This is a genomic window from Streptomyces sp. OR43, assembly GCF_008042275.1.
GTDB lineage: Bacteria > Actinomycetota > Actinomycetes > Streptomycetales > Streptomycetaceae > Streptomyces.
In genome coordinates, this window is sequence record NZ_RDBK01000043.1 from 910,719 (window position 1) to 923,601 (window position 12,883).

The following is a 12,883-nucleotide window of genomic DNA, read 5'->3' on the forward strand; positions in this document are numbered from 1 at the left end:
GGCTCCTTGAGGGCTCGGGGTGGTCCGGCCGGGGGCGGGGCCCCGGACCGGACCGGCGGGGTCAGACGAGCCGGCGGGCTCCCGCGGACGGCACCGCGGGGAACACGCCCGGGGCCGCGTACCCGGCCGCGGCGAACGCCTCCTGCACGGACTTGGTGACGGTGTCCTCCTGCGACTCCTCGACGAGCACGATCGCCGAGCCGCCGAATCCGCCGCCCGTCATCCGCGCACCGAGCGCCCCGGCCGCGTTCGCCGTCTCGACGACCAGGTCCAACTCCACGCAGGAGACCCGGAGATCGTCGCGGAGCGAGACATGCCCGGCCGTGAGGACCGGACCCGCCGCGCGTACCTCGCCGGAGTCGAGCAGCGCGATGACCTGCTCGACGCGCTGGTTGTCGCCGACCACATGGCGTACGTAGCGCACGACGGACTCGTCGGCGCCGGACGCGGCCAGCGTGTCGAGCGCGGCGCCCAGCTCCGCGTACGGGAGTTCGCGCAGGGTGCGGATGCCGAGCAGCCGGGCGCCCTCCTCGCAGCCGGCCCGCCGCTCCGCGTAGGCGCCGTCGCCCAGCGCGTGCTTGACGCGGGTGTCGACGACCAGCAGCCGCAGGCCCTGGGCGGCCAGGTCGAAGGGGACCTGGCGCTGGGTGAGGTCGCGGGTGTCCAGGTGCAGGGCGTGGCCCTCGGTGCAGCAGGCCGACGCCATCTGGTCCATGACACCGCAGGGCACGCCGACGAACGCGTTCTCGGCGCGCTGGGCGAGGACCGCGAGCTCGGCGGCCGTGAGGCCGAGCCCGAAGAGGTCGTTCAGGGCCAGCCCGGTCACCACTTCGAGGGCGGCGGACGAGGAGAGCCCGGCGCCGGTGGGAACGGTGGAGGACAGCTGGATGTCGGCACCGGTGACCGCGTGACCGGCCTCGCGCAGCGCCCAGACGACGCCGGCCGGGTAGGCGGCCCAGCCGTGGCCGGAGTGCGGGGCCAGCTCGTCGACGCGGAGCTGGACGACGCCGCCCGGCACATCGGTGGAGTGCAGCCGCAGCTCGCCGTCGGTGCGGCGGGCGACGGCGGCCCGTGCGGTGTGCGGCAGCGCGAGCGGCATCACGAAGCCGTCGTTGAAGTCGGTGTACTCGCCGATCAGGTTGACCCGGCCGGGGGCGGCCCAGACTCCCTCGGGCTCGGTCCCGTAGAGCTCGGTGAACGAGGCGGTCAGCTCAGCGTGGTCGGTCATGGTGCGGTGGGCTCCTCTCGGCGGGCGAACGTCCAGGCGTCGGAGACGATTCCGGCCAGGTCGGCGCGGGACGGCTGCCAGCCGAGGCGCTCCCTGGCGGTGGCGGCGGAGGCGACGAGCACGGCCGGGTCGCCGCCGCGGCGCGGGGCCGCGGTCTCGGGGACCGGGTGGCCGGTGACCTGGCGGACCGTCTCGATGACCTCGCGGACCGAGAAGCCGTTGCCGTTGCCGAGGTTGCAGATCAGGTGCTCGCCCGTGGTGGCGGCGTCCAGGGCCAGCAGATGGGCCTCGGCGAGGTCGGCGACGTGGATGTAGTCGCGGACGCAGGTGCCGTCGGGGGTCGGGTAGTCGTCGCCGTAGACGGAGATCGACGCGCGCTGCCCGAGCGCGACCTGGAGGACCAGCGGGATCAGGTGGGACTCGGGGCTGTGCCGCTCGCCGCAGTCGCCGTACGCCCCCGCCACGTTGAAGTAGCGCAGCGAGACGGCGGCCAGGCCGTGGGCGGCCGCCTCACCGGTGATCATGTGGTCGACGGCGAGCTTGGTCGCGCCGTACGGGCTGGTCGGGGCGGTGGGGTCGGCCTCGGTGATGGGGCTGGAGACCGGTTCGCCGTAGGTGGCGGCGGTGGAGGAGAAGACCAGGGTGCGCACCCCGGCGTCGCGCATCGCGGCGAGCAGGGCGGTGGAGCCGCCGACGTTGTTGACCCAGTACTTCTCCGGGTCGGATACGGACTCGCCGACCTGGGAGTACGCGGCGAAGTGCAGCACCCCGTCATAGGAGGAGTCCAGCCACTTGGCGGCGTCCTGGATGCGGCCCTCGATGAACTCGGCGCCGGCCGGGACGCCCTCGCGGAAACCGGTGGAGAGGTCGTCGAGGACGGTGACGGTGTGCCCGGCCTCCAGCAGGTGCTGGGCGACCACACTGCCCACGTATCCCGCACCGCCGGTCACCAGGTACTTCTTCGGGGACTTGCTCACTCGCTCGCTACCTCTCGCAGTCGCTGGGCCGCGGTCTCCGGCGGCACGTCGTTGATGAACACGCTCATGCCGGATTCGGAACCCGCGAGGAACTTCAGCTTGCCGGAGGTACGTCGGATGGTGAAAAGCTCCAGATGGAGCGCGAAGTCCTCCCGCCCCTCGACTCCGAACGGTGCCTGGTGCCAGGCGGAGATGTACGGGGTCGGCGGCTCGCCGGGGCCGAAGATCCGGTCGAATCGCCTCAAGAGTTCCAGATAGACCTGTGGGAACTCCGTGCGGGCCGCCTCGTCGAGCTGCCGCAGGTCGGCGACGCGGTGGCGGGGGTACAGATGGACCTCGTACGGCCAGTGCGCGGCGTACGGCACGAAGGCCACCCAGTGCTCGCCGGCCAGCACGATCCGCGAGCCGTCGGCCTCCTCGCGGGCGACGAGGTCGTCGAAGAGGTTGCCGCCGGTCTCCGCGCGGTGGGCCGCCGCGGAGCGGAGCATCAGCTCGGTGCGCGGGGTGACGAAGGGGTAGCCGTAGATCTGGCCGTGCGGGTGGCCGAGCGTGACGCCGATCTCGGCGCCCCGGTTCTCGAAGCAGAAGACCTGCGCGACCTGGGGAAGCTCGGCGAGCTCGGCGGTGCGGTCGGTCCACGCCTCCAGGACGAGTCCGGCCTGCTCCTCGGTGAGGTCGGCGAAGGAGGCGTCGTGGTCCGAGGTGAAGCAGACGACCTCGCAGCGGCCGGAGTCACCGGCGAGCGAGGGAAAGCGGTTCTCGAAGACGGCCACGTCGTAGTCCGGCTCCGGGATCTCGCTCTGCCGTCCCTCCTGCGAGGGACAGAGCGGGCACTCGTCGGCCGGGGGGTGGTAGATGCGGCCCTGGCGGTGCGAGGCGATGGCGACGCTGTCGCCGAGGAGCGGGTCGCGGCGGACCTCGGAGGAGGTCGAGACGGGATCCAGCGGGCGCCGGTCGACCGCGTCGCGCACGACGTCGTCACGACTGTCGTAGTAGATCAGCTCCCGGCCGTCGGCGAGCGTCGTAACCGTCTTCTTCACCAGACTCCTCCCAAACAGAACCGAACACAATGAACCACAAATCAACAGGCTCGTCAATGATCCGGCATCCGCGACATGACGGGGATCTCCTGGGCTGCGCGAGGGTTGGGACCGGCTTTTTCGGCAATACGATCACAATCCAACAAAGAACCTCATCGGAAGTGTTCAGTTTCTGAACACAAGAGCGTAGTTTCCTTCGGGTTCAGTTCGCGCAACGAAGCGAGTACCCCCACATGCAATATCTGGCTGCAGGGCTCCGGCTCCCCACGAACGGGCTCGACTACACGATCCTGGCGATCTACTTCGTCGTCGTTCTCGGCATCGGCTTCGCCGCTCGGTCGAGCGTGAAGACGAGCCTCGACTTCTTCCTGTCCGGACGGTCACTGCCCGCATGGGTGACCGGTCTGGCCTTCGTCGCGGCGAATCTCGGCGCCACGGAGATCCTCGGCATGGCGGCGACCGGCGCGCAGTACGGCGTCGCGGTCGTCCACTGGTACTGGATCGGCGCCATCCCGGCCATGGTCTTCCTGGGCCTCGTGATGATGCCCTTCTACTACCGGTCGAAGGTCCGCTCCGTACCGGAGTTCCTCCTCCAGCGCTTCGACAAGTCGGCTCACCTGCTGAGCTCCATACTCTTCGCCTTCTCGGCGGTCCTGATCGCGGGCGTGAACCTGTACGCCCTGTCGATCGTCGTCGAGGCGCTCCTGGGCTGGCCGCAGTGGGTCGCCATCGTGGTCGCGGGCCTCTTCGTCCTGATCTACATCACCATCGGCGGGCTCTCCTCCGCGATCTACAACGAGGTGCTGCAGTTCTTCGTCATCCTCGCCGCACTGATCCCGCTGACCGTGCTGGGCCTCAAGCGCGTCGGCGGCTGGGACGGGCTGAGCGACTCGCTGGAGTCGAGTCACGGCGCGAACTTCATGACGGCCTGGGGCGGCACCGGCATCGGTGACGCCAACCCCCTCGGCGCCAACTGGCTGACGATCATCCTCGGCCTGGGCTTCGTGCTCTCGTTCGGCTACTGGACGACCAACTTCGCCGAGGTGCAGCGCGCCCTGTCCGCGAAGAACCTCTCGGCCGCCCAGCGCACCCCGCTGATCGCCGCGTTCCCGAAGATGTTCATCGTCTTCCTCGTGATGATCCCCGGCCTGGTCGCCGCCGTGGTCGTGCCCAACATCGGCGCCGCCGGCTCGGACACCACCTACAACGACGCCATCCCGCTGCTGATGCAGGAACTGCTGCCCAACGGTGTGCTCGGCATCGCGGTGACCGGTCTGCTGGCCGCGTTCATGGCCGGCATGGCCGCCAACGTCTCCTCGTTCAACACCGTGTTCACCACGGACATCTGGGCGCGATACGTGAAGAAGGACCAGTCGGACGCGTACTACCTGGGCTTCGGCCGCAAGATCACGGTGCTCGGGGTGCTGGCCTCCATCGGCACGGCGTTCATCGCCTCCAGCTTCTCCAACATCATGAGCTACCTCCAGACGCTGTTCTCCTTCTTCAACGTCCCGCTCTTCGTCGTCTTCATCATCGGCATGTTCTGGAAGCGCGCCTCGATGAAGTCGGGTGTCTGGGGCCTGCTGGCGGGCACCACGGCCGCGATGGTCAACTACTTCGTGATCTACAAGCAGGGTGTCATCGACATCCCGAGCGACCAGGGCGCCAACTTCGTCTCCGCGATCGTCGGTTTCGTCGCCGGCGCGGTCGTCATGGTCGTCGTCACGCTGTTCACGGCTCCCAAGCCCGAGGCCGAACTGGCGGGTCTGGTCTACGGAACCGAGTCCCCGGACGCCGACGAGCTGCCCGCGGAGGGCGACGACGCCTGGTACCGCAGGCCCGCACTGCTGGGCTGGAGCGCGATCGTGCTCGCCGCCCTGTGCTACGTCCCCTACTCGTTCTGATCGGAGTCACCCACCATGTCCGACCTGCACAAGGAAGTCTCCGATCTGGAGAAGAAGTCCGCCACGGCGGCCCGGCTGTTCGACATCCGGACGATCATCGGCGGTCTCTTCGTGGTCTACGGAGTCATCGTCACCATCGCCGGGATCAGCCCGTCCGACGCGGACCTGAAGAAGGCCGAGGGCGTCCACATCAACCTGTGGACCGGTCTCGCCATGCTGGCCCTGGGGCTGTTCTTCCTGGGCTGGATGAAGCTGCGCCCGGTCCAGCCGCCGGCCGCCGCGCCGGACACCACGGACGCGCCGGCCGACTGAGGCACCCTCACCACCCGCAGGGGCCGGACACCGTCAGCCGACGGTGTCCGGCCCCTGCGGCGTCTCCAGCACCGCCCGGTCCAGCAGTCCGGTACGGGCGGCGAGCGCCGCCGCCTCCAGCCGGGAGCCGACGCCCAGTTTCATCAGCACGCGCTGCACATGGGTACGGGCCGTGCTGGGCGCGATCCGCATGCCGGCCGCGATCAGCCGGGTGTCCTCGCCCTCGGCGACCCGGACCAGGACCTCGACCTCGCGCGGGGTGAGCATCTGGAGCAGCCGCCGGCCCTCGTCGTCCGGCTGCGCCGCCGGGTTGAGCAGCTCGGCGAAGGCGCCCTGGAGCAGTTGCGGAGCGATGGCCGCCTCGCCGGCGCGCACCTTGGCCATCGCCCGCTCGACGCCTTCGATGCGTTCGTCGTGCCGGACGTACCCCGCGGCACCGGCCGCGAAGGCCGCCGCGATGCCGCGCGGACTGGGCACCGGACCGAGGACCACCACGGCGGTCTGCGGGCGCTCGCGCCTGATCCTGACGACCGGGTCGAAGGTGCCCGGCTCGGCGGGTGCCGCCGTACCGAACAGACAGATCTCCGGAGCCCTGCTGACGACCAGGTCCGCCGCCCCGGAGGTGGGCGCGGCGGCGGCGAGCACGCGGTGCCCGCGCAGTTTCAGAGCCGAGGCGAGCGCCTCGGCGAGCAGTCGGTGGTCGTCGATCACCATGAGCCGCACACCCATCAGGCACTCCCCCCTCGCACCGGCAGGCCCCCCAGGCCCCCTACAGACCCGGCAAGTTACACGCTTGTTCGAGGCGGCGGGCGCATTGGCGGACAGAAGGATCGAGATAGCCGACTTCGGGTGCTTTGAGAGCGAGTTGATGACCCATCATGGCCGAATACTGACTGTTGTAATCTGCATGCTCACCTATCCGGATCACCTTTGGGGGAATCTTGCGTCTCAAGAAGACTCTGCTCGTCTCGGCGGCAACTTGCGCGGTGCTGGCCGGGCCCGCGTTCACCGGGACGGCCGCCGCCGCCTCCAACGTCACCACCGAGGACGTCTCCACGACGTGGGGGTACGCCGAGGTGAAGGCGGCCTGGCGACTGAACCCGTACAGGCTCGACCCGCTCTACCTGTACGTGAAGGACAAGGACGCGGACGGTCACTCGGTGGGCGTGCGTCTGATCACCACCGGCGACGCCGGCACCCACTACTTCCCGATCCACCGGGTCTCCACCGGCGCCGGCACCGCGTGGGGCGCGACCAGCTACGCCAACCCCGGTGGCTGGATCAGCACCGCACGGATCGAGCTGTGCCACATGGAGGGCAGCACGATCCTGAAGTGCGTCTCGTCCGGCATCATGTACCCGGCGTTCGACGACAGCACAAACTCCTGACCCGTTGCGGGCGGGACGGGACATGCGTGAGGGGGTGGAGCCGGCCGGCTCCACCCCCTCACGCTTCTCCAGCGGTCAGTTCGTGCTGAACGAGACGACGAGGTACTCCTTGTCGTTCAGCGAACTCTCCCGCGGCTTGCTGACCATCGTCTCCGAGATGAACAGCTTGCCGCCGCCGTAGACGTACTCGGCGTAGTCCGGGGAGAAGCTGGTCTCCGCGTCCCGGACGGACTCGTCGCCCGGGTTGTCCATCAGCGCGGTCTGCTTGAAGGTCGCGCCGTCGATGGAGACGATCTGGCCGCCCTTGTCGTAGGGGGGCTCCTTGTACGCGATGAGGTTGCCGCCGTCCATGCGGACCGGGAACATCGAGTAACGGTCGCCCGCGTCGGCCCGGTCGCTGGTCGGCTTGCCGGTCGTCAGGTCGAACGACACGATCTCGTTGGTGTTGCCGTACTCCCCCGTGCCCTCGTGCTCCTCAGTGGGCACGTAGACGCGGTTGTTGCCGACGGCGAGGTGCTGGCAGCTCTCGACCTTCGTGGCGCGGCAGCTCGCCGCGTACTTCTCGCCGTCCGCCGCGATCCTGGTGATCAGCTTGCCGCTGGCCGCGTCGATCGAGAAGAAGTCCGAGATGCCGCTGCCGTCACCCGCGGTGTCGCCGACGTCGGCGGCGACGACCAGGGGCTTGGTGGAGACGATGCTCGCGTAGTCGACGCCGGGCGGCATCTTGTACGAGGAGAGCGGGGCGCCGGACGTCGGGTTCAGGGCCTGGATGATGAGCTGCGGGTCGTCGTACGTCCCGCACTTGCGGACCACGGCGAGGGCCTCGCCGCCGCCGTACCCCTTGTCGTAGCAGCCGTCGGTGCTGACCTTCGGCTTCCAGCGCTCGGCGCCGGTGTTCAGGTCGAAGGCCGCGCCGCCCTCGGTGCCGCCGGCGGCGATCGTGCTGCCGCTGAGCGTGACCTCGTCGAAACGGACCGGGCGGTCACCGCCGGTGGAGGCGGTGATCGACTTGTTCCACATGAGCTTGCCGGTGTTCAGGTCGAGCGCACCGATCTGGTTGCAGCTCGGGTACTTGTTGGCCGTGGTCCGCTTGCCCTCCTCGAAGGCGACGGCCGTCTTGAAGTCCTTGCTCATGTGCCGGGAGGCCGCGCAGACCTGGCCGGCGAGCGGGATCGACCAGAGCTTGGTGCCCTTGGCCGGGTCGTAGGCGACGATCTCGTTGACGCCCGTCTTCACATACGCCTTGTCGGTCAGCCAGGAGCCGGCGACCGTGGTGACCTCGGTGACCTTGGGCTGCGGGAGCTGGAAGCCGACGTGCGCCTTGATGTCGGCCGGGGCCTTCTCCTTGCCGCCGCCACCGAGGCCGCTGCCCGAACCGCCCTTGTTCTCACCGGTGGTGCCGGCGGAGCTGACCGCCTCGTCCTTCTTCTTGTCGTCGTCGCCGCCACTGGAAGCGAACCAGACACCGGCGCCGATGATCAACGCCACGGCGACCGCCGCGGCGACGATGATCTGGGCCTGCGTGGAGAACTTCTTCGGCCCGTTGCCGCCGGGCTGGTACGGCTGCTGCATCGGGGCGGTCGGGTAGCCGTAGCCCTGCTGCGGAGCCTGGCCGGGCGGGAATCCGTATCCCTGCTGCGGCTGGCCCTGCGGAGGCGTGCCGTACCCCTGCTGCTGCGGCTGGCCCTGCGGAGGCGACTGCGGGAATCCGTAGCCGGGCTGCGGCGGCTGGCCCTGCGGGTAGCCGTAGCCGGTTCCGGCCCACCGACCGACTCCCCTTCTCCAGAGGTACGCAACGCCATGACGCAGCCGCCCCAGCCGCCGCCCAACGACCCGCCCCAGGGCGGTTTCGGCGCGCCGAAACCACCGGGCGGCGGGTCCTGGGGCGCGCCGAAACCGCCCTGGGGCGGGTCGTTGGGCGGCGGCTGGGGCGGCTGCGTCATGGCGTTGCGTACCTCTGGAGAAGGGGAGTCGGTCGGTGGGCCGGAACCGGTCGCGGACGGGTCTGCCGCCGCCCGCGACCGGTGGTGTTCCTGCGGGTGCCGTGGGGAGCTGTTACTTGCCGAAGGCCATCATGGTCTTCGTCTCCAGTTCCTTTTCGTCATTGCTCGCACTGATCCGCCCGCTCGTGATGAACGAACGGCCGCCCGCGTAGAGCACCTCCTCGTCCCAGAAGGAGCTCTCGATCTGTGCCGTCGACGCCGGGTGCTGGAGCACCATCCTCGGGCTGCCGCCGGACGGGGACAGGGTGGCGATGCCGCCGCCCTTGTTGTACCCGGCGTCCACGTAGAGGAGCACGTCGGCGCCCTCCATCCGCAGCGGCTTCATGGTCTGCTCGGCCGGGGCCTTCGCCTTCCACTTCGTCCTGCCGGTGTTCAGGTTGAACGCGACGACCTGGTTGGTGCGGCCGGTGCCGCTGGTGTCGTCCTGCGTCGCCATGTAGAAGGTGTTGGCGTCGGCCGCGACACCGGTGCAGCCGTCGAGGCGCTGGCCGAACACGGCGAACGCGCCGCCGCAGTCCGGGGCGAACTTGTCGCCCTTGTCGCTGACGATCTGGGAGCGGAGCGTGCCGTTCTCCCGGAGCGCGATGATGTTCCACTTCTTGCTGTCGCCGCTGCCCTTGGTCAGCGACACGATGAGGGGGCTCACCGAGTAGACCTTGTCGACCTCCCAGCCACGCGGGGGCTTGTAGGTCCACCTGGGCTTGCCGGTGGCGGGGTCGAGCTGCTCGATCTGGTGCTGCGGGTTGTCGAGGTCGTCGGTACGGCAGCTGGTGGCAGCGATCAGCTTGGCGCCGCCGGCGAAGGCGAACGGCTGGCAGATTCCGTCGCGCTTGCCGAACAGCTCCTTGCCGTCGCTCACGCGGAACGCGTTGGAGGCGCCGGTGCGGCCGACCGTCACGGTGTTGCCGCTGATGGCGAGGGAGATGTCCGACATCAGGTCGAAGAGCCCGCTGCTCTTGACCGGCTTCTTCCAGCCCGTCTTGCCGGTGTTGAGGTCGATCAGCTGGAGGTCGGAACAGTCGGCCTTGTCGGACGTGCCGTTCTTGACCCCGATGACGATCCTGCCGTCCGTGGTCGTCTGCGCCGGGGCGGCGCAGATGTCGGCGGGAAGCTTCAGCGTCCACTTCTGCTTGCCGTCGGCCACCGAGTAGCCGGAGACCGTGCGGTACATGCCCTTGACGATGGTGTCGCCGACGATCCACGGCCCGTACACGTCCGCGCCGTTGCGCGGCAGGTCGACGTCGTTCTTCTGGAGCCAGAGGACCTTCGCCTCGCCGGCCTGGCGCCCGCCGTTCAGGTCGTCGCTGCCCTCGCGGCCGGTGCCGTCGCCGTCGCCCTCGTCGACGGTGGGCGACGTGGACGGCTTCTGGACCTCGCCGCTCTCCTTCGCCACGGGCTTCTTCTCGTCGTCGTCCCCGCCCGACAGCAGGAGGACGCCGCCGCCGATGACCAGGAGCGCGGCGACCGCGGCCCCGATGATCATGGCGGGCTTGCCCTTGAAGGGGCTGCCGCCGCCGGGCCCGGCCGGGGCCGGTGCTCCGGGGTACTGCTGCTGCGGATAGCCGTAACCGGGCTGCTGCGGCTGACCGTAGGGGCCGGGCTGCTGCTGCGGCTGACCGTAGGGGCCGGGCTGCTGCTGCGCGTACGGGCCCGCCTGCTGCGGCTGACCGTACGGACCGGGCTGCTGGGGCTGACCGTACGGACCGGGCTGCTGCGGGTAGCCGTAACCGGCCTGCGGCGGCTGCTGGGGGTAGCCGTAACCCGGCTGGCCGGCCGGTGCCTGGGGCGGCTGCGCGGGCGGCGGAGTCTGCGGCGGGCCCTGGGGCGGCTGAGGAACTCCCTGCGGCGGATCCTGCGGAGCGCCGAAGCCTCCCTGCGGCGGTTGCTGGCTGGGCGGCTGGGTCATCAGCGCGTCCCCCTTCATGCGGTCCGGTGCCCGGTCCGGACTCCCCCGCGATCGCGCCGGAGCCCTGGAAGTCGGCGAAGACTCCGCGAATTACCGGCGAAATGGAGCGAATCGGGCATGGATCCCGCAGTGTTACGTCAGTCGAGCGGGGCTTCTTTGTACCACCCGGCCCGGCACCGGCTCCGGTTCGGTCCATCCCTGTTCCCAAGGGAGAACCGCCCCGTGATGCCGCCGTTACGCCTAAAAAGCCGTCAGTTGCCGAACGCGGCGAGCGACCGCGTCTCGATCTCCTCGTCGTCCATGCCGCTGATCCTGGAGTACGTGAGGAAGCTGCGTCCGTCCACGTACGAGATGTGCGGTTCGAAGAAGGCGCGTTCGACGACGGAGGCCGACGCCGGGTGCCGCAGCACCATCTGCCAGTCACCGCCGGTGGACGGGATGGAGGCGATGCCGCCGCCCTTGTTCTTGGCCGCCCCGAGGTACATCAGCAGCTTGCCGCCCTCCGTCCGCACGGGCGAGAGGGGCTGGTCGGCCGGGGAGGTGACCGCCCACCTGAACTTGCCGGTGGACAGGTCGAAGGCGGCGACCTTGTTGCCCTCGCCGGCCTTGATGTCGACGGCCCCGGTCGCCATGTAGAACGTGTTGGCTCCGGCGGCGACCCCGACGCAACTGTCGAGGTTGGATCCCTGGACGTGCCGGTCCTTCTCGCACGTGCGCGCGAAGTTGCCCGGTCCGCCGGAGAGCTGGGTGCGGTAGGTGCCGTCGGCGTTGAGGACGAGGACACCCCACTTGTCCTTCTGGCCCCCCTGCGTGAGCGAGACCACGATGGGGTCGGCGGAGTAGATCTGCTCGACCTGCCAGCCCTTCTTCACCTTGTACGTCCACCGCACCTTGCCGGTGGCGGGGTCGATCCGCTGCACCAGGTGTTCCTTGTGGTCGTCCGCGGCGGTCTGGCAGCTCGCCGCGGCGATCGCCACGGGACCGCTGGCGAAGCCGAACGGCTGGCAGTTGCCGGGCAGTTTTCCGAACAGCACCTTGCCGTCGCTGACCCGGAAGGCGTCGGTCCTGCTGGTGCGCCCCACGGTCACGGTGTCACCGTTGATCGCCATCGCGAGGTCGGAGAGCCCGTCCCAGGCACCGTCGCGTACGTACGCCTTGCGCCAGCCGAGCTTGCCCGTCGTGAGGTCGACCATCTGGAGGTTGTCGCAGGACGCGTCGCTCGCGGTGCTGTGTTCGATGCCCAGGACGATCTTGCCGTCGGCGGTGGGCTGCGTGGGCGCCGCGCAGGCGTTGGCGGGCAGCCGCAGGGTCCACTTGCGCGTGCCGTCGGCGATCGAATAGCCCGTGATGGAGTGGTACATCGCCGTGACGACGGTGTCGCCGGCGAACCAGGGACCGTAGACGTCCTCGCCGCCCTCCGGGAGGTCGACGCCGCTCTTCTGGAGCCAGAGGACCTTCGCCTCGCCCGGCTTGCGCCGGCTGTTGATGTCGGCGGCCTCCTCGCGGGGCGTGAGCGTACCGTCGTCGTCGCCGTCACCCTTGCCGTCGCCCTGGTCCAGGGTCGGCGAGGGCGAGGGGTCCGGCTGCCCCGAGTCATGGCCGGCGGTCGTGGGCTTCTTGTCCGTGCCGTCACCGCCGGAGGCGAGCCAGATGCCGCCGCCGGCCAGGAGCGCCACCCCGAGCACCGCGGCGACGATCACTCCGGTCCTGCCGCGCAGACGCCCGCCGCCCCGGGGTCCGCCGGACTGCGGAGGCTGCGGCGCCGGCTGCGGCGGGTACCCGTAGCCTTGCGGCGGCTGGGCGTACGGGGCGCCGTAGGGACCGGGCTGGGCGTACGGGCCGGGCTGGGTGCCGTACGGACCCGTCGGCTGCTGCGGACCGGGCTGGGCGCCGTACGGGCCGGCCGGCTGCTGTGGGGCGGCCGGTGGCGGATACGACCCGGGCGGCGGGTCGTAAGGAGCTCCGAACCCACCCTGCGGCGGCTGCTGTCCGGGCGGCTGGCTCATCGGCCCGTCCCCCTGTTCCGTTGTCGTTCCGTCGGTGCGTGTGCTGCGCGGTGGTCCGGCCCGAGGTGCGCCGGGCAAGGTTTCTTTCTACCACCCGCCCCACAGACCTCATCGGCCAC

At 70.0% G+C, this 12,883-nt stretch carries 9 protein-coding genes and 1 pseudogene; 3 read left to right on the forward strand and 7 right to left on the reverse strand.

Features of this window, described 5'->3' with window-relative positions; genetic code table 11:
• Positions 1 to 61: 61 nt before the first annotated feature.
• The 3 genes from galK to galT are packed head-to-tail and all read right to left on the reverse strand — an operon-like array spanning position 62 to position 3,245.
• Positions 62 to 1,228 (reverse strand): galactokinase, encoded by a 1,167-nt coding sequence (gene galK, locus EAO72_RS22470; protein WP_148019083.1) that lies wholly within the window; start codon positions 1,226 to 1,228, stop codon positions 62 to 64.
• Positions 1,225 to 2,205 carry a UDP-glucose 4-epimerase GalE gene (galE, locus tag EAO72_RS22475; RefSeq protein ID WP_148019084.1) on the reverse strand — a complete coding sequence of 327 codons (981 nt, stop codon included), beginning with the start codon at positions 2,203 to 2,205 and terminating at the stop codon, positions 1,225 to 1,227. Before galE ends, galK begins: the two co-directional genes overlap by 4 nt.
• On the reverse strand, positions 2,202 to 3,245 hold the full coding sequence (gene galT / locus EAO72_RS22480; RefSeq protein ID WP_148019085.1) for a galactose-1-phosphate uridylyltransferase: 1,044 nt from the start codon (positions 3,243 to 3,245) through the stop codon (positions 2,202 to 2,204). Before galT ends, galE begins: the two co-directional genes overlap by 4 nt.
• 233 nt (positions 3,246 to 3,478) lie before the next feature.
• On the opposite strand from galT, the gene EAO72_RS22485 reads away from it, so the two are divergent.
• Together EAO72_RS22485 and EAO72_RS22490 are read left to right on the forward strand one after the other, a co-directional pair.
• Positions 3,479 to 5,149, forward strand: a complete 1,671-nt coding sequence (locus tag EAO72_RS22485) for a sodium:solute symporter family protein (RefSeq protein ID WP_148019086.1) — start codon at positions 3,479 to 3,481, stop codon at positions 5,147 to 5,149.
• 15 nt (positions 5,150 to 5,164) lie between these two features.
• Positions 5,165 to 5,461, forward strand: coding sequence for a hypothetical protein (locus EAO72_RS22490; RefSeq protein WP_148019087.1), 297 nt, complete (start codon positions 5,165 to 5,167; stop codon positions 5,459 to 5,461).
• Positions 5,462 to 5,494: 33 nt separating this feature from the next.
• Here EAO72_RS22490 and EAO72_RS22495 read toward each other — a convergent pair whose 3' ends face one another.
• Complete coding sequence (locus EAO72_RS22495; RefSeq protein WP_148019088.1) at positions 5,495 to 6,190, reverse strand: helix-turn-helix transcriptional regulator; 696 nt, start codon at positions 6,188 to 6,190, stop codon at positions 5,495 to 5,497.
• A gap of 212 nt (positions 6,191 to 6,402) precedes the next feature.
• Between EAO72_RS22495 and EAO72_RS22500 the strand changes: the two genes are divergently transcribed.
• Positions 6,403 to 6,849, forward strand: a complete 447-nt coding sequence (locus EAO72_RS22500) for a hypothetical protein (protein ID WP_148019089.1) — start codon at positions 6,403 to 6,405, stop codon at positions 6,847 to 6,849.
• 75 nt (positions 6,850 to 6,924) lie between these two features.
• Here the strand turns inward: EAO72_RS22500 and EAO72_RS22505 are convergent.
• From EAO72_RS22505 to EAO72_RS22515, 3 genes and pseudogenes are all read right to left on the reverse strand, one after another.
• A pseudogene (locus EAO72_RS22505) lies at positions 6,925 to 8,792 on the reverse strand (outer membrane protein assembly factor BamB family protein).
• A 112-nt stretch (positions 8,793 to 8,904) separates the two neighbouring features.
• The gene (locus EAO72_RS22510) at positions 8,905 to 10,758 is read right to left on the reverse strand and encodes an outer membrane protein assembly factor BamB family protein (protein WP_148019090.1); all 1,854 of its coding nucleotides are present in this window, start codon (positions 10,756 to 10,758) and stop codon (positions 8,905 to 8,907) included.
• 251 nt (positions 10,759 to 11,009) lie between these two features.
• Entirely contained in the window at positions 11,010 to 12,764 is a 1,755-nt protein-coding gene (locus tag EAO72_RS22515) for an outer membrane protein assembly factor BamB family protein (RefSeq protein WP_148019091.1), read from the reverse strand.
• Positions 12,765 to 12,883 lie beyond the last annotated feature (119 nt).

What these genes read in the sequence shown, in the direction of transcription:
- galK (WP_148019083.1), bottom strand. Translation starts at nt 1,228, where the DNA reads ATGACCGACCACGCTGAGCTGACCGCCTCGTTCACCGAGCTCTACGGG.
- EAO72_RS22485 (WP_148019086.1), top strand. Translation starts at nt 3,479, where the DNA reads ATGCAATATCTGGCTGCAGGGCTCCGGCTCCCCACGAACGGGCTCGAC.
- EAO72_RS22490 (WP_148019087.1), top strand. Translation starts at nt 5,165, where the DNA reads ATGTCCGACCTGCACAAGGAAGTCTCCGATCTGGAGAAGAAGTCCGCC.
- EAO72_RS22495 (WP_148019088.1), bottom strand. Translation starts at nt 6,190, where the DNA reads ATGGGTGTGCGGCTCATGGTGATCGACGACCACCGACTGCTCGCCGAG.
- EAO72_RS22510 (WP_148019090.1), bottom strand. Translation starts at nt 10,758, where the DNA reads ATGACCCAGCCGCCCAGCCAGCAACCGCCGCAGGGAGGCTTCGGCGCT.
- EAO72_RS22515 (WP_148019091.1), bottom strand. Translation starts at nt 12,764, where the DNA reads ATGAGCCAGCCGCCCGGACAGCAGCCGCCGCAGGGTGGGTTCGGAGCT.